Source organism: Caproicibacterium argilliputei, from assembly GCF_029211325.2.
Lineage (GTDB): Bacteria > Bacillota > Clostridia > Oscillospirales > Acutalibacteraceae > Caproicibacterium > Caproicibacterium argilliputei.
Window position 1 is genome coordinate 607,449 of sequence record NZ_CP135996.1, and the last position, 16,535, is coordinate 623,983.

Below are 16,535 nucleotides of genomic sequence, written 5' to 3' on the forward strand. Positions count from 1 at the left end.
AATCATCAATTAGCGTGAAAGGTTTCCCGCTCGACCAGACGGGAAGAAATGACTGTTTTTTGCGGGACAGGTTCTCCGGAAAGCAGCTTTTCCAGTAAACCAACCGCAGTGGGGCAGAGAATTTCTAGCATATTGTCCACGGAAGTCAGCCCCGGAGAAGCGCATTGCGCAAGGATGGAGTTGTTAAAACCAATGACCGGCATTTGCAAACCGGCATTCTGCAGTGCTTTGAGTGCACCAATGGCAATCAGGTCTTCCGATGCCAGTATCGCCGAGAAAGAAGGGCCGTCTTTTAAGAGAGCAGCGACTGCATCGCGAACCTCCGGGATGGACTTTGGAACCTGCACGGTCAATTCCGGCATTTCGGGCAAACCGGCCTCTGCCAAACCGTCCTGATAGCCGACTCGTTTCTGACAGCCACTGTAAGTTAGGACATCATACAAATAAAGAATCCGTGTAATTCCTTGATGAAGCAGGGAATGTACATTTTGCCGGACAGCGTTTCGTTCGTCACAGAGTACACAGTAAACGCCGGGCAACTCGACCAAGCCATTGATAATGACAACCGGTACTTCTTTTGCGGCCTGTGCCAGATACGCATTCTGCGCGTCTTCCTTAAACGCGGAGCCAATCAGGATGACTGCGTCAACGTGTTTGGAAAGCAGCAGCTGCAAAAATTTCTTTTGATCGGTCGGATCGTTTCCGGTGCAGCAGAGCAGGGCATCGTAACTGTCTTTACGCAGACGCTTTTCTACCAAAGAAACCGCTTTGGCATAGTAAGTATCCGAAACATCTGTGCAGAGCAGACCAATCATATGCATGGAGTTTAGCCCCAGCCCGCGGGCAAAGGCGTTTGGCGTATAGGATTCCTGCTGCATGACGCGCAGCACCTTTTCCCGTGTTTTTGGGCTGACGCTGGGGCTGTTGTTCAGCACACGTGAAACGGTGGCGATGGAAACGCCGCTGCACGCGGCGATGTCGTAGATATTCATAAAAGATAGACACACCTCATTACGTAAGTACTTACAAATTGAAATTATAAACTTTTTGCTTCCATGTTGCAAGTGATTCTAAAAAATGTTTATTTATTGAATAAAATGCGAAATCATAAAAATATTTTTTTGAATATTGACTTTTTTATAAATGATGCTACAATTTAAATCCGTAAGTGCTTACATATTAAGGGGGGGAAACTTGCTTGCAGTTAATCCAGAATCGGTTTACACGGAAGCCGCGCCCAGTGCGCGTTGTGCAGTTTGGAGAGGGCAATTTTCTGCGGGGATTTGTAGAGGATATGCTGGAAACGGCGAATGAAAGGGGTACGTTTGATGGAAGCGTAGCCATTGTCAAGCCGACCGACCGCGGTGATTTACAGAAATTTCGGGAGCAGGACAATTTTTACACGCTGCTCTTGCGGGGCAGGATTCACGGGAAGCCGGTGGTGCAAAAACGGGTGATTACCTGTATTGAGAACGTCGTGGATCCTTATGCGGATACGGATGCATTTTTTCGGATTGCCTGCTTAGATACACTGCAGATTGTGGTGTCCAACACGACTGAAGCCGGCATTATTTATGACGAAAACGAGCAGTTTATGGCACGGCCCGCAAAAACATATCCGGGAAAGCTGACACAGTTTCTGTTCGCGCGCTTTCAGTATTTTCACGGTGCGCCGGAGAAAGGGCTGCTGATTTTGCCGGTCGAACTGATTGAAAAAAACGGAGAGCAACTGCGGACGTGCGTGCTGCGTCTTGCCGACCTTTGGCAGTTAGGCACAGCATTTCGACAGTGGGTGCTGCAAAGCAATTCCTTTTGCAATACACTCGTGGACCGTATTGTGTCCGGATATCCAAAAGCAGAGGCAGAGCAAATCCAGCAGGAACTGGGATACCGCGATGTTTTACTGGACACGGGCGAGCCTTTTGCATTGTGGGTGATTGAAACCGACTGTGAACAGGAAACAGCGCAAAAACTGCCGCTGGCACAAGCGGGCTGTCCGGTGAATTTCGTCAAAAAACTGGAACCGTACCGGGAGCGCAAGGTGCGCATTTTAAATGGTGCACACACATCCAGTGTGCTGGCAGGCTACCTGATGGGCAAAGAATTCGTTCGGGACTGTATGCAGGATTCATTGATGCGCGAATTTATGGAAACAGCAGTCCTGCGGGAGATCGTTCCCACGGTGCCGCTGCCGGAAAGCGAAGCGAAACAGTTTGCACAGGCGGTTTTTGAACGGTTTGACAATCCGTTTGTTGCACATTCCCTGTTGGCGATTTCCCTAAACTCCGTTTCCAAGTGGAGGGTGCGGGTGCTGCCCTCTTTGCGGGACCGGCTAAACCAGACCGGCGCGCTGCCGGTGTGCTTGACTTTCTCTTTGGCGGCACTGCTGGCCTTCTATACGTCTGATTGTCTGCAGGACGGTGTTCTGCTGGGCAGCCGTGGGGGAGAGCCTTATGAAGTCCATGATGACAGGAAGGTGTTGGCGTTTTTTGCAGCTTCCAGCAAGCAGAAGGCGGTTTCAGCGTTTGTGAACGATTGTCTGGCGCAGACTGCTTTTTGGGGCGAAGATTTGACACGGTATCCGGGTTTGGCACAGCAGGTGACAGAAGATTTGACTGCGATTCGTCAAACAGGCATACGTCAGGCGGTTTCTGAAGTGCTGCAAAAAGCAAAACGGGAGGAAGTATGAAGCAATTTATACAAATTCATCCGTCAGACTCCGTTGCAGTCGCGCTTTGTTCGGTTGCCGCAGGGCAGACGGTGCAGGTGGGTGACTGCACGCTGATGACCAAAGAAACCATCCCCGCTGGCCACAAAATGGCACTGCGGCATCTTGCCGCGGGAGAAGTGGTTCGCAAATATGGGTTTCCGATTGGTACTGCCGTTTGTGAGATTCAGGCAGGAAGCTGGGTGCATACGCATAATCTGCAAACAGGGCTGGGCGCCAGTGACCGTTACAAGTATCTGCCGGACTTTTCACCGCTGCCGCAGGAGACACCGCGCGAATTTGCCGGATATCGCAGAACAGACGGTTCTGTTGGTATCCGCAATGAAGTTTGGATTATTCCTACGGTTGGCTGCGTGAATGCGGTCGTGCAGGAGATCAGCCGGCGGGCGCAGCGGTTTTTAACACCTGCGATAGATGGCATTTATGCGTTTCCGCATCCATATGGCTGCTCACAACTGGGAGATGACCTTGCAGTGACACAAAAGACACTGGCAGGGCTGATTCGGCATCCCAATGCAGGCGCGGTTTTAGTAGTCGGGCTGGGGTGTGAAAACAACACCATGGATGGAATGAAACAAGCCTTAGGTTCCTATGATAAAGACCGAGTGCGTTTTTTGGTCTGTCAAGCGTGCGAAGATGAAGTTGCCGAGGGAATGCGGCAGATGGAGGAACTTTGCCAATATGCTTCTACCTTTCGGCGGCAGCTTTGCTCTGTTAAACGTCTGGTAGTGGGATTGAAATGCGGTGGTTCGGATGGCTTTTCCGGCATTACGGCGAATCCGCTGGTTGGGGCATTCAGCGATCGTTTGATTGCGCAGGGCGGAACGACGATTTTAACCGAAGTGCCGGAAATGTTCGGCGCTGAACCGCTGCTGATGAACCGCTGTGAGAACCAGGAAGTATTTGAAAAAACAGTTTCTCTAATTCAGGATTTTAAGCAGTATTTTGTAGAACACCACCAGACAGTAGACGGAAATCCGTCACCTGGCAATAAAGCGGGAGGGATTACGACACTGGAAGATAAGGCGCTGGGATGTGTGCAAAAGGGCGGCACGGCGCCGATTTGTGATGTTCTGCTTAACGGGCAGCAGGTTTCTAAAAGCGGTTTTCAGCTTCTGCAGGCGCCCGGGAATGATTTGGTTGCGGCAACTGCATTAGCGGCTTCCGGCGCACAGCTGATTTTGTTTACAACCGGCAGAGGAACGCCCTTTGGCTGTCCGGTGCCGACGATTAAGATTTCCAGCAATTCCGCCTTGGCAGAAAAAAAGCGCAGATGGATTGACTTTGATGCCGGGCGTGTGTTGGCTGGCGTGTCTGCCGCCGACTTGACGGAAGAATTGTTTGGGTTGGTTTTGGCGGTTGCTTCCGGGACTGAAAAGGCAAAGGCAGAGTCTTTTGCAGTGCATGATTTTGCAATTTTTAAAGACGGCGTTACGCTTTAGCGGCGAAACCAATTACAGTGCTGCTTTTGCAACGCTGGTTGACAAGAGGATTCCGGTTGGGCAAAACCGGAACCGTAGGGGTGGCTGACGAGCGGGAGTATGGTTTTCCTTTTTCCGCTTTGCAGCTGCTTTTTATGTATCTGGGGGGTGCTTTGTGAAAAGGCAATGGAAACGCGGCAATCAAAGGTGGTCTTCCCTTTCTTTGCGCAGGCAGCTGCAGCATTTGCGTATGCAGTATCGAAATCTGCGGATTTTTTACAAGATTTTATTGCTCAATCTGGCGCTGATTCTTCTTTTCACCGGTTTCACCTGGCTTGGGGTAGGGCACTTTCTCAGGCTTTATGATCAGCAGCTGTACCAGAAGACGATGCAAGTCATTGCGCAGTTTTCAAGCGGGGTGGAAACGGATTTGAAACAGGTGGAAAGCTTTTCTCTGAGTATCATGCTGGATCCGGACATTCAGGAGGAATTAGGAGAAATGCAAAAAGGCACCGGCGCGTATGAGCAACTGGTGCAGGCTGGAAAACTGCAAGCGAAGCTTTCCATTCAGTCCATGACACAGAAGAATCTTTCAGCTATCAATTATATTGACAATGCCGGAAAAGTGATTGCGCAGGGCGACAATCTGCTGGAATCTGACAGTGCAGAGCAGGTGCGTGCTCTGCTGAAGCGTGCAAAAGCAGCGCAGGGCGGTTATGTGTTCAGCGAGCCGAACATACAGAACGAGCAGTTTTTCAGTGCCCGGGAAATTATTCAATATCAAAATTTGTCGCTAAAGTCTATGGGGACATTGCTGCTCAGCTATGACCTCAAAGGAATTGTGGAGTCCAATGAAAAGAAAATTCAAGATACGGACACGCAGCTGCTCCTTTATGCGGACAACCGAATGATTTTCCGCAGCCAAAATGGAAAAAGCGTGGCGAAGCCCGCTGCCCAAAACGGTTACCGCATCCAAACCATAAACGGCGAAAAGTACTTTGTCGTGACCGTGAAATCTGATTATCTGGGCTGGGTTTATGTGAGCGTCCTGCCATATGACACAACTTTTCAGCAGAACATTCTGATTCGGGATTTTCTGATTGCGGCTGCACTTTTGCTGCTGGCAGTTTCCTGCTTTTTCAGCTTCCGAATTGCAAGAAATATTACCAAGCCGCTTGAGGATTTGACAAACAGTATGAAGCAGGTAGAAACAGGGTGCTTTGACAAGGTGAAGGCAGATCTGTATGACTACCGCCGTGGGGACGAAGTGGGAATCTTGCAAAAGGATTTCCTGCTGATGGTGGAGCGTATCAATCAGCTGATTAAGCAAAACTATGAAAAGCAGCTGGCCATACAGGAAACAAAGTATAAAGCGCTGCAGTCACAGATCAATCCGCACTTTCTGTATAATACGCTCAGCTCTATCAGCTGGCTTGCGAAGGTCGGGCGGGGTGATGAGGTTTCCAACATGGTTTTATCCCTGAGCAACCTTCTGCGTGCTTCGGTGAACGAGCAAACGGTTATTTTTTTGGAGGAAGAAGTTGACCTGCTGAAAAATTACCTGCATATTCAGAAGATGCGATACACAGACCGCATTTGTTTTTCCGTTCATATCGCACCGCAATATTTGGACTTAGTTGTTCCGAAAATGATTTTGCAGCCAGTTGTGGAAAACGCAATTTTGTACGGCGCTGAAAATATGCTTGGCGTTTGCAAAATTTCCGTCTGGGTGCAGGATGCGGGAGAGAACTGTCAACTGTGCGTGCGGGACAACGGGCCGGATATTCCACAGCAGCAGTTAAAAGCGCTGAATGCTTTTCAATATGTTCCGCATGGAACGGGGATTGGCTTAAAAAATATTCAGGAACGTTTGCAGCTGCTGTTTGGAGCGGCGTATGGCCTGCACGTTCAAAGCGGAAACGGACAAACAACCGTCTGCATGACGCTGCCAAAGAAAGGGGCGTAAAAACTGTATACACTTCTGTTTGTAGATGATGAAGCGCTGGAGCGCGAGGGGATTTCCCACCTGCTGAATTGGGAAGAGAACGGTATCTCTTTTTTGGGCGCGGCGAAAAACGGTGTGGAGGCATACGATTGGATTCTGAAAAGCAAACCGGACATTGTTTTGACCGATATGAAAATGCCGGTTGTGTCAGGTATTGATCTGATTGAAAAGGTACGCAAGGAATTGCCCGAAACCGCCTTTATTGTGCTGTCTGGATATGGCGATTATGATTTTACCAGTAAAGCAATGCTTTACGGCATTAAGCATTACCTGCTCAAACCGGTTCATGAAGAAAGTCTGCGTACGGCACTGCACAGTGTGCAGGCTGAATTGGAACAAAAGCGGCAGGAAAAGCGGACAGTTAACGGTTTGACGGGTAAATTGGAACGGGTGCTGCCTTATGTCAAAGAGCAGTTTCTGCGCAGCCAGGCGTTGACGGGGATTTATAAACAGCAGGAGAGCCGGGACTTTCAGACCTTGTTTGGTGTTTCAGACGGGCTGTTTCGCGTGGTGGTTTTGCTGCCGGAGCAAACGTGTGATTTTATTAAAAAGTATGCTTTACGCAACATTGCGGAAGAAATGCTGGGATGGGATACGGTGGTGCTCAGTACAGTGATGGAGGAAAAGGTGGTGCTGGTGTTTCAAACCATGCCCGCGCTTGAAATCCGCAGCTGTATTCAAAAAGTACAGGGTTCTTATGAGCACTATTTTCAAATGACCTTTTCGGCGGCAGTCAGTCGTGCAGAAAGTTTTTCAGAGATTCACCAAATGTATCAAGAGGCCGCTGCGCTTCTGAAACTGCGCTACGACTTTCCGGCTGGTGCGGTTTTGTTGCCGGAGTCCATTCACACATACAGGGAGGACTCCGAACTGCTTTCGCATATTGATGCAGTGTATCAGGCTGTGCAGGCAGGAAAACTGGAGGAAGTCAACTATCAGCTGGAGCTTTTTAGAAACTCGCTGCAGCAGGGGAAGCTGTCTTCAGGTGCCAAACTCAACTGTTGCGGGGGGCTGTACCGCGCTGTTGCCATGCTGGCAGCAGACACACACCGCAGGGAAGCCTTGCTGCGACAATTCCAGGCGGTACATTCTGAAGCGGAAGCCTTAAATGCCGTAAGAGAGGTCTGCAATCAGATTGCGGAATTGTTTAACGGCAGGCGACTTGAGAAAAAGAATCCCATTGTCGAGTCAGTGGTCAAACTGGTTTATGAGAACATCAGTAATCCGGAGCTGAGTTTAAAGTGGATTGCGCACAACCGGCTGTATATGAACGAGGAGTATCTGGGACGCCTGTTTTACCGCAGTAAAAGTCAGAAGTTTTCCGCGTTTCTTACGACTACACGTATGGAAATGGCAAAAAAGCTGTTTGAAAATACAAAAAATTTGAAAGTCCATGAAGTGGCCCGTATGACAGGATTTCCGGAAGATGCGCAGTATTTCAGCAAAGTTTTTAAATCCTTTACCGGGGTTTCGCCGCAGGCCTATCAAAAGCAGGCGCACCGTTCTTAATAAAGTAGGTTTTTTACGGGGTAGGGAGTCGGCTTTTTCTATACCGCAGGCAGCAGAAAATTCGATATACTAAACTCGCATTCAGAAATTTGTCTGCCGAACGTGCGGCAGCGAATTTTAATTTCATTTGGAAAAGGAGTTAAGAGCGTATGAAAAGGTTTATGGCTTCCGTGTTAGCAGCAACTTTGTTGGTTTCTGCAACACTGACCGGCTGCCAAAGCAGCGGACAGACTGCTTCCAGCAGCAGCGGTGGTGCGGCGGCAGAGCAGAAAGTGAATTTGTCGTTTATGTGGTGGGGTTCCCAAACACGAAACGACGCGACGCTGAAAGTAATTAAGCTTTATGAATCCAAACATCCCAATGTGACCATCACCCCGACTTATCAAAGTTTCGACAATTATTTTCAGAAATTGTCGATGATGGCGGCAGCCGGCAATATGCCTGATCTGTTTCAATTTACGGTTGGTGCGGCAACGGGTTCAGAATTCATTCAAAAGCAGTTGGTTGAGCCGTTGGACAGCTACGTGTCCAGCAAGGTAATCAATCTGGATGACATGAGTGCCAGTGCTGTGAAAACCGGGAAAATTGATGGAAAACTTTATGGTGTGGTTCTCGGCACCAACACTTTGGCTATGGTGGTCAATCCGGCCATGTATAAAAAGGCGGGTCTAACGGTTCCGACCAATGGATATGCCACTTGGGCCGATATGGAAAAAGATTTGACAAAGATTAAAGCAGTTACCGGTGCTTACGGTGCGGACGACGTTCTGTGGGCAGACAACGTGTTTGGTTACTGGTGCGGGCAGTATGGACAAAGCGCATACGATACCAAAAAAATAATCGGTTTTGACAAGAAAACATACAGCGATTACATGGATTTACACAAATCATGGGTGTCCAAAGGGTTGGTTCCGCCAATTGACGTTACCACCTCCGAAGTTAGCAATCCCGCGAACTTTGAGATTGTTAAACAGAAATCTGCCGCCGCGCTGATTTATACCAATAACTATGATACCATTGCCAAAGCCGCCAGCTTCCCGCTGCAGCTCATTCCGATGCCAGGCCCGAATCAAGATAAAGCAACCGCTATTTTAGCAAGTCAGCATATGGTAATGTCCAGCAAGTCTAAAAATAAAGAAGAGGCAGCAAAGTTTATGAACTTCTTTATTAACGATGTGGAAGCGAACAAAATCCTGGATGCAGAGCGCGGTATGCCAGCTTCTACGAAAGTGTTAAATGCCTTGAAAGCAAACTTTTCGGATAATCAGAAGGCGGTTGCGGATTATCTAAACAAAATTTCAAAATCCGCAACCGGAGAAAGCGTTCCTGCACCGGCAAACTCCGATAATATCGCAAAACTCTTGAACGATTTGCAGGAGCAAATTATTTATAATAAAACGACACCGGAAGCGGGTTTTTCACAGCTGCAGGATCTTGCAAAACAGGATATGAACAGTGAAACTTGAGATTTGAATTTTCGGTTCCCGGCGCTCCGGCGTCAGGAACCATTTTTTAAAACAAACACCTTATGCTTTTGAAAGAGGAATCCTATATGCAAAAAAAGCTGAAGCATCGCACTGCCGGAAAGTCTGCAGGCATCCTGTTTATTCTGCCCTGGATAATTGGCTTTCTCGGTTTGACGCTCATTCCCTTTATCTGCCTGTTCTACTTTTCCCTGACACAGTACGACCTTTTGTCTGCACCGAAATTTATCGGGATTCAAAACTATGTTTCTGTGTTCACATCGGATCCAAAGTTCTGGACTTCTTTAAAGGTTACCTTTATTTATGCGTTTGTCTGCACCCCGATTCGTCTGTTGGTTGCGCTGTTGGTTGCCATGCTGCTGAATACTAAGCACCGCATGATTAGCGTTTACCGTACCCTGCTGTATGTGCCTTCTATCATTGGCGGCAGTATCGCGGTTTCCATTACTTGGAGCAAGCTGCTTGCCCGTGACGGTGCATTCAATGCGCTGGTTTTTGCACTGACTGGTGTAAACCCCAATATTTCTTGGGTGGGAGACCCCAACACCGCACTGGGCTCCCTGATTTTAATGGCCATCTGGCAGTTCGGCTCGCCAATGCTCATTTTTCTGGCAGGACTTAAAAATATTCCCGGCTCTTATTATGAGGCAGCTTTGGTAGACGGCGCCAATGCGTTTCAGCGGTTTTATAAAATCACACTGCCGCTGCTGTCTCCGGTGATTTTCTTTAACTTGGTCATGCAGCTCATCAGCAGCTTTATGACCTTTACGCAGGCACTGGTCATTACCAATGGTGGCCCGCTGGATACCACGCTGTTCTACCAGCTGTACGTTTACAGGCAGGGCTTTGAGCAGTTCAACATGGGTTATGCCTCTGCTTTGTCGGTCGTGCTGCTCATGATTGTCGCGGTATTTACTTCTTTGGTTTTCAAATCCTCCTCTGCGTGGGTTTTTTACGAGTCCAAAAAATGAGCAAAGAAAAAGACCAGTTTGATTATAATTGCAAGGAGGATGGTGTGGTATGAGAAAAAAAGCATATAGCTTTTTCTTTCACTTTTTTTGTATTCTGTTCAGCGTGACAGCGCTTTACCCAATTTTATGGCTTGTGGCAAGCTCCTTTAAAGAGAGTCAGAAAGTGTTTGTGGACTCCAGCAATCTGTTTCCGTTTCCGCTGCATTTGGAAAACTACAGCAGAGGCTGGCAGGGCATTGGCGGAATCAGCTTTTCCACGTTTTATGGAAATTCATTCATCGTCGTGCTGCTCTCTGTACTGGGCGTACTGTTTTCCTGCCCGTTGATTGCATACGGGTTTTCCCGCGTGCAGTTTCACTTTAAAAGGTTCTGGTTTGTAACGGTCATGATTACCATGATGCTTCCGGGACAGATTGTAATGATTCCACAGTATATTATTTATCATAAACTGAACTGGACCAATACATTTCTGCCGCTGATTCTGCCGACTTGGTGCGGCTCGGCGTTCTTCATTTTTTTAATCATGCAGTTTATCCGCAGCATCCCGTATGAACTGGACGAAGCGGCAATGATTGACGGCTGCAACCAGTTTACCATTTATGCGCGTATCATCCTGCCACTGGTGAAACCAGCCCTGATTACCGCGGCAATTTTCCAGTTCTACTGGAGCTGGGATGACTTTATGGGGCCGTTGATTTACCTTGGAAAGCCGGAGCTGTTTACGGTCAGTGTTGCACTGCGGCAGTTTTCTGACCCGACACAGACCGACTGGGGCGCTATGTTCTCCATGTCCGCCTTGTCTCTGATTCCGCCCATTCTGGTCTTCTTCATTTTCCAGCGGTATATTGTAGAGGGAATCAGTACCAGTGGACTGAAAGATTGAGAACATAAGCAAAGCAGAACGGATTTGTAAAGAAAGGAAATGATATCATGCAGGAGATTTGCAATCCGGTGCTGTCGGGTTTTCATCCGGATCCATCCATCTTGCGGGTCGGAGATTGGTATTATCTGGCGACTTCCACGTTTGAGTGGTTTCCCGGCGTGCGGATTCACCGCTCCCGTGACTTAGTGCACTGGGAACTGACGGCTGCACCGCTGAATCGCATTTCTCAGCTGAATCTGGAGGGCGTGCCGATTTCGGGCGGTGTTTGGGCGCCGTGTCTCAGCTATGCGCAGGGAACTTACTATTTGATTTACACGGATGTCAAGGTGCATTCTTCCAGTTTCCGCGATACGCACAATTACCTTGTTACATCCAAAAGCATAGAAGGCAGCTGGTCCGACCCTGTTTTTCTTAACAGCAGTGGATTTGATCCCTCTTTATTTCATGATGCGGATGGGCGCAAGTGGTTGGTCAATATGAAAAGTGACTTCCGCGCAGGAAAAAACACCTTTCATGGGATTGTCCTGCAGGAATATTCGACAACGAAGCCGGGGCTGGTCGGCCCCATTTATGAGATTTACAGAACCGCCCCCGGCGAGATTGCGGAGGGTCCCCACCTGTATCAGAAAGACGGTTACTATTATCTCATGCTTGCCGTCGGCGGAACGGGATTGGAACATGGCGTGCGTTTGGCGCGGGCAAAGTGTTTGCTGGGGCCTTATGAAGAGGACCCAAGCGGGGATATGCTCACTTCCCGGTACGATGCAACGCTTCCACTGCAGAAAGCGGGCCATGGCAGTTTGGTGCAAACACAGACGGGAGAGTGGTATTTGGCGCATCTGGCGGCACGCCCGATTCCGGCAAACGGCCGCTGCCCGCTTGGGCGCGAAACCTGCTTGCAGAAAGTGGAGTGGAATGCAGAGGGCTGGCTGCGGCTGACGAGCGGCGGAATAACGCCGCAAATGCGGGTACCGGCGCCTGCGCTGCCGGCGGCGCCGCCGGCAGCGGTTCCTGTACGTGACGATTTTGACGCTCCGGTGTTGAACCCGCATTTTCAGAGTCTGCGTGTGCCCTTGGGAGAAGACCAGCTTTCCCTTTCGGAGCGGCCGGGCTTTCTGCGTTTAAAAGGAGGAGAATCCCTGTTTTCCTGGCACCGGCAGTCTTTGGTAGCACGGCGTCAGCAGGCATTTTCCTATCAAGCGGAAACTTATGTGGAATTTTCACCGGATGATTATACACAAATGGCCGGGCTGATTTGCCTATATGACACCATGAATTACTACTATTTATGTGTGACATGGGACGAACAGCTTGGGAAAGTAGTCAAGATTATGGCGGCACAAAACGCGAAGTGCACAGAACCTGTCGGTGCCGGCATACCGCTTCCCAATATCCTCGGCTGCCGGCTGCGTGCTCGGGTGTCTAGGACTGCGCTGCAGTTTTTCTATGCGACAGATGAGGCGAATTGGAAACAAATTGGCCCGCGGCTGGATGCCAGCACACTCTCGGATGAGTACTGCCAAAAAGGGTGCTTTACAGGTGCATTTGTCGGGCTGTGCTGTCAGGATTTGTCCGGATGCGGAAAACCCGCTGACTTCGATTATTTTGAATACCGGGAGATGGATGACAGCTCAGAAAATCCAGACTGAAAAAGGAGCAAGAAAAAATGGGAGCAGACGAAACAAAATTGAATCGGCTTTCTGACATCACCTACGCCCTGTTTGTACAGGAAAAAATTCAAATTCCAAGCGGAGGGGAGCAGCAATACCGCTTTTCCTCTGTCTGCGGGCGGATTTTTGCATCCGTATTTTTTCAGGCACATACTGCGTCACAGGCCAGAAATGTACTGACGCTGGTTTCAGATACCGGCGAAGCTGCCGTTTCCGTGCAGATGGAGGGAAAAGCATTCTTTGCGTGGAACGGCGCCCATCGGGAACTGATTGGTTCGTTTCAGGAAGACACTTGGTTTCGAATTGCATTATCGGTAGATACGGTGCGGCAGACCTATTCTGTTTTTTTGGACGGGGAAAAGTGCTTGTCCCATGCAGCTTTTCGAGAAACTGCAAAAGCCTTTGCAGCCTGTACGGTTTCTGCACGTGCAGACGGCTTTACGGAGCAGCATTTGTGTGTGTATGAAAATCCGGTGCAGTCGGTACAGCAGGCAGCCGCCGGGCGAAGAATTTATGATGCAAAAGCACTTGGCGTGGAAGCCGATGGTTCTGTCGATGTGACGCAAAAGCTGCAGACACTCATTGACTGTTGTGCAAGGGAAGGCGGCGGTGTCCTGTATTTGCGGGCGGGTACCTACCTTTCGGGTATGCTGGAGTTCCGCCAGGGGAGTGAACTGTATCTGGAAACAGATGCAGTTTTGCAAGGTACACTGGAGAGCAGCGCATATGTTTCCAAGCACAATCCAAATTGGAACATGGCACATCAAGGCCCGCAGATGGCGCTGGTTTACGCAGAGAATTTGACCGGGTTCGTCATACAAGGCGGCGGTACGATTGACGGCGGGGGTGATTTTTCCGGCGATTACGGTTCGGAAAGCAGCCGCCCCAGTGCCATTTTGCTGGTTGGGTGTACAAACGTCAGGATTCGGGATGTGTACGTGGAAAACGCCGGTATGTGGACGATTCCGGCGGTTGATTGCACACGGCTGTATGTGCGCAATGTCCATCTGCGCTCCTTTTGGTTTCCGAACCGGGACGGCCTGGATTTGTGCGATTGCCATGAGGTGTTAGTGGAGCACTGCAGCTTTTTGTCAGACGACGATACGGTCTGCTTGAAAAGCGGAAGTGAGCGCGGCTGTAACCAGATTCTTGTGCGCTTCATGATGCTGCAGAGCACCATGGCCAATGCCGTCAAATTTGGCACCGGCAGCTATGGCGCATTTACCAACTGCACCGTGTGCGATTCTGTCATCAAACACACACGGTTGGGTGGAATCTGCGTGGAGTCTGTGGATGGAGCGAAAATTCAGTCCCTCTGTTTTAAAAACTTGGACATTGGGTGGACCGGTTCCCCGTTTTTCGTTGTGTTGGGTGACCGCGGCAGTATTCCGCCGGAGGGGAAAAGGCGTATTGGAAGCATTGAAAACCTGCAGTTCTGCAAAATCTGTGCGCATGACTTGGCGCAGAGTGATGGCTGCTATCTGTCCGGCATGCAGACAGAGAAGGGAATCTTTCCAATTCGGAATTTGCTGTTTAAAAATGTGCAGTTGACTGCTCGCGGCGGTGTACAGGAAATGCCCGCCGAACCGCCGGAGTATGATGGCCGGTATCCGGAAGTCAATATGTTTGGGAAACTGCCGGCGTGCGGGTATTGGATTCGTCACGCTGAAGCCGTCCGCTTTGAAAACTGCACAACCGCAGTGGAACGCGCAGATGTACGTCAGCCGGTTGTTACGGCAGATGCTCCCGTACTGCAGAACACAATTTCCGATAAGGGAGCATACAAAACATGAACCGTATCACATTTCAGTTTTATCCGTATGCCAAGCAAAAAGCGCTGACCATGAGCTATGATGATGGGCAGGTTTATGACCGACGCTTGATTGAAATTTTCAATCGCTATGGGATACGGGGCACTTTTCACTTGATTTCCGGACTGCTGGATCACAGCGGCTATGTTACTTCTGCAGAAGTTTCGCAGCTGTACGGCGGGCATGAGGTAGCAGGGCATACCCGTCTGCATAACCCGATGAGTATGCTGCCGGACGGCGGTGTTTTACAGGAACTGCTGGAGGATAAGCGGGCGCTGGAAACGCTTTGCGGCATTCCGCTCAGCGGGATGTCCTATCCGTATGGCGATTGTATGGAAGGCTGGACGGCAGTTTTGCCGAAATTGGGGATTCGTTATGCACGAACAGTTCAATCCACCGGTAGGTTTTCGCTGCCGCAGAACTTTCTGCTGTGGAATCCCACTTGCCATCATACGGACCGGCTGATGGAGCGGCTACAAGCGTTTCAGCATACAAATCCGTGGGATTGGATGCCGCTGCTTTACGTGTGGGGGCACAGTTTTGAGTTTGCCCGCGAGGAAAACTGGACGTTAATAGAACAGTTTTGTAAGGCAGCCGGCGGCGATCATACGGTATGGTATGCCACGAATGCAGAAATTGAAGCGTATATAACGGCGCTTCGCCGCCTGCAGTGGAACGTTGAGCAGACAGTGGTTTACAATCCTTCCGCCATTCCGGTGTGGATTGGCGTCGACAAAGAACCGGTTTGCGTGAAACCGGGCGTTTATCAACCGCTGCCTAAACAGAAAGTCGGGAAAAGCAAGACCTGAATGTTGGAAATCTTGCGTAAAAAAATAGGGAATGAAAAGAGAACTTGTAAGCGCGCTTTTGGGCTTACAAGTTCTCTTTTATGCTTATTTTGGACGGAACCGCTGCCAAACTGGTTTTTATAAGTTAAAAAATAAGAAAAGAAGCAGCTGTTTTAGCTAGCACAGTATGTCAGATAGACTGATTGCGATGAAATTTGATTGTTTGGGCGTGAAATAAAAGCGGAGAAATTGGGCGAAATCGGACACGAAATTTCACTATGCATAAAAATAACCGTTTTATTTTAGCTTTCCTGTATAAAATCCGCCGAATAAAACAAATGTATTTGATTCGTAAAAAAATTTTCCGCTTCTATTGACATTTCTATAAGAAAATGCTAGTATATAACCGTTCTTAAACAATCATGAAAATCATAAACAATCACAAAACGGGGTGCAGACTATGTATGAGGAAGAACGGCTGCAAAAAATCTACCAATATGTACAGCAGAACAACCGCGCTTCCGTGCATCATCTGTGCAGCCTATTTCACGTTTCGGAATCCACCATCCGGCGGGATCTGACCGAACTGGAAAAGCGGCAGCTGCTGAAGCGCACTCACGGCGGTGCCATCTGCATGGATTCGGTGGAGATGGAGCAGACTTATAATGAGAAAATTGACCGCTTTCAGGAAGAAAAGCGGCAGATTGCCGCCAAGGCGGCTTCCTTTATTCAGAACGGCGACTCCGTGCTGATTGATTCGGGTACCACAACCCTGTATCTGGCAGGATACCTTTCTGCCTTTCAGAGCCTGACGGTTGTGACCAATTCCATTTACCTGATGCAGCAGCTGTCTAATCAGCCGGGACTGACGCTGATTTCCTTAGGTGGAACGCTGCGTTCCAACACAATGGCACTGGTTGGCCCGATGACGGAACAGAACCTTTTGCAGATTCGTGTGGACAAAGCATTCATGGCCACCAACGGCATCGATGGGGAAATGGGGCTGACAACGCCGAATTTGCTGGAAGCGGCAACCAAACGAAAAATGATGCAGGTGGCAGAGCAGGTGTATGTGCTGGCGGATCACTCAAAGATCGGGCGCGTTTCCTTTGCAAAGTTCGGTTCTCTGGCAGAGGTAGACGGCTGTGTCACCAGCTCGCTGGTGCCGCAGGAGCGGTGCAGGGAGCTGCGTGACCGCCAGGTGCATTTGTATTTTGCAGAAGCTCCGCGGCAGACGGAGCCACAGACAGAAGGAGGCTGTTAAT

General features: G+C 49.4%; 12 protein-coding genes. 11 read left to right on the forward strand and 1 reads right to left on the reverse strand.

The features are described 5' to 3' along the window. Positions 1-5 precede the first annotated feature (5 nt). A complete protein-coding gene (locus PXC00_RS02860; protein ID WP_275845982.1) occupies positions 6-992 on the reverse strand; it encodes a LacI family DNA-binding transcriptional regulator in 987 nt (328 codons plus the stop codon). A gap of 206 nt (positions 993-1,198) precedes the next feature. On the opposite strand from PXC00_RS02860, the gene PXC00_RS02865 reads away from it, so the two are divergent. The 11 genes from PXC00_RS02865 to PXC00_RS02915 all read left to right on the forward strand — a co-directional run bounded on the left by PXC00_RS02865 (position 1,199) and on the right by PXC00_RS02915 (position 16,534). Beyond that, on the forward strand, positions 1,199-2,689 hold the full coding sequence (locus tag PXC00_RS02865; RefSeq protein ID WP_275845983.1) for a tagaturonate reductase: 1,491 nt from the start codon (positions 1,199-1,201) through the stop codon (positions 2,687-2,689). Then, positions 2,686-4,170, forward strand: a complete 1,485-nt coding sequence (locus tag PXC00_RS02870) for a UxaA family hydrolase (protein ID WP_275845984.1) — start codon at positions 2,686-2,688, stop codon at positions 4,168-4,170. Before PXC00_RS02865 ends, PXC00_RS02870 begins: the two co-directional genes overlap by 4 nt. A 229-nt stretch (positions 4,171-4,399) precedes the next feature. Then, complete coding sequence (locus PXC00_RS02875) at positions 4,400-6,115, forward strand: cache domain-containing sensor histidine kinase (protein WP_275845985.1); 1,716 nt, start codon at positions 4,400-4,402, stop codon at positions 6,113-6,115. 15 nt (positions 6,116-6,130) lie between these two features. After that, positions 6,131-7,663: a response regulator gene (locus PXC00_RS02880; RefSeq protein WP_275846029.1), complete on the forward strand. Its 1,533-nt coding sequence runs from the start codon at positions 6,131-6,133 to the stop codon at positions 7,661-7,663. Between the two features lie 149 nt (positions 7,664-7,812). Then, positions 7,813-9,129, forward strand: a complete 1,317-nt coding sequence (locus PXC00_RS02885) for an ABC transporter substrate-binding protein (RefSeq protein ID WP_275845986.1) — start codon at positions 7,813-7,815, stop codon at positions 9,127-9,129. An 86-nt stretch (positions 9,130-9,215) separates the two neighbouring features. Then, positions 9,216-10,118, forward strand: coding sequence for a carbohydrate ABC transporter permease (locus PXC00_RS02890; RefSeq protein WP_275845987.1), 903 nt, complete (start codon positions 9,216-9,218; stop codon positions 10,116-10,118). Positions 10,119-10,167: 49 nt separating this feature from the next. Next, entirely contained in the window at positions 10,168-11,001 is an 834-nt protein-coding gene (locus PXC00_RS02895) for a carbohydrate ABC transporter permease (protein ID WP_275845988.1), read from the forward strand. A 47-nt stretch (positions 11,002-11,048) separates the two neighbouring features. After that, positions 11,049-12,650 carry a glycoside hydrolase family 43 protein gene (locus PXC00_RS02900; protein WP_275845989.1) on the forward strand — a complete coding sequence of 534 codons (1,602 nt, stop codon included), beginning with the start codon at positions 11,049-11,051 and terminating at the stop codon, positions 12,648-12,650. 17 nt (positions 12,651-12,667) lie between these two features. Continuing rightward, positions 12,668-14,464 carry a glycoside hydrolase family 28 protein gene (locus PXC00_RS02905; protein ID WP_275845990.1) on the forward strand — a complete coding sequence of 599 codons (1,797 nt, stop codon included), beginning with the start codon at positions 12,668-12,670 and terminating at the stop codon, positions 14,462-14,464. Next, positions 14,461-15,291, forward strand: a complete 831-nt coding sequence (locus PXC00_RS02910; RefSeq protein ID WP_275845991.1) for a polysaccharide deacetylase family protein — start codon at positions 14,461-14,463, stop codon at positions 15,289-15,291. The genes PXC00_RS02905 and PXC00_RS02910 overlap by 4 nt, the downstream gene beginning before the upstream one ends. Positions 15,292-15,730: 439 nt before the next feature. Further along, a complete protein-coding gene (locus PXC00_RS02915) occupies positions 15,731-16,534 on the forward strand; it encodes a DeoR/GlpR family DNA-binding transcription regulator (RefSeq protein WP_316935075.1) in 804 nt (267 codons plus the stop codon). Position 16,535: the final 1 nt, after the last annotated feature.

What these genes read in the sequence shown, in the direction of transcription:
- PXC00_RS02860 (WP_275845982.1), bottom strand. Translation starts at nt 992, where the DNA reads ATGAATATCTACGACATCGCCGCGTGCAGCGGCGTTTCCATCGCCACC.
- PXC00_RS02870 (WP_275845984.1), top strand. Translation starts at nt 2,686, where the DNA reads ATGAAGCAATTTATACAAATTCATCCGTCAGACTCCGTTGCAGTCGCG.
- PXC00_RS02875 (WP_275845985.1), top strand. Translation starts at nt 4,400, where the DNA reads ATGCAGTATCGAAATCTGCGGATTTTTTACAAGATTTTATTGCTCAAT.
- PXC00_RS02885 (WP_275845986.1), top strand. Translation starts at nt 7,813, where the DNA reads ATGAAAAGGTTTATGGCTTCCGTGTTAGCAGCAACTTTGTTGGTTTCT.
- PXC00_RS02890 (WP_275845987.1), top strand. Translation starts at nt 9,216, where the DNA reads ATGCAAAAAAAGCTGAAGCATCGCACTGCCGGAAAGTCTGCAGGCATC.
- PXC00_RS02895 (WP_275845988.1), top strand. Translation starts at nt 10,168, where the DNA reads ATGAGAAAAAAAGCATATAGCTTTTTCTTTCACTTTTTTTGTATTCTG.
- PXC00_RS02900 (WP_275845989.1), top strand. Translation starts at nt 11,049, where the DNA reads ATGCAGGAGATTTGCAATCCGGTGCTGTCGGGTTTTCATCCGGATCCA.
- PXC00_RS02905 (WP_275845990.1), top strand. Translation starts at nt 12,668, where the DNA reads ATGGGAGCAGACGAAACAAAATTGAATCGGCTTTCTGACATCACCTAC.
- PXC00_RS02910 (WP_275845991.1), top strand. Translation starts at nt 14,461, where the DNA reads ATGAACCGTATCACATTTCAGTTTTATCCGTATGCCAAGCAAAAAGCG.
- PXC00_RS02915 (WP_316935075.1), top strand. Translation starts at nt 15,731, where the DNA reads ATGTATGAGGAAGAACGGCTGCAAAAAATCTACCAATATGTACAGCAG.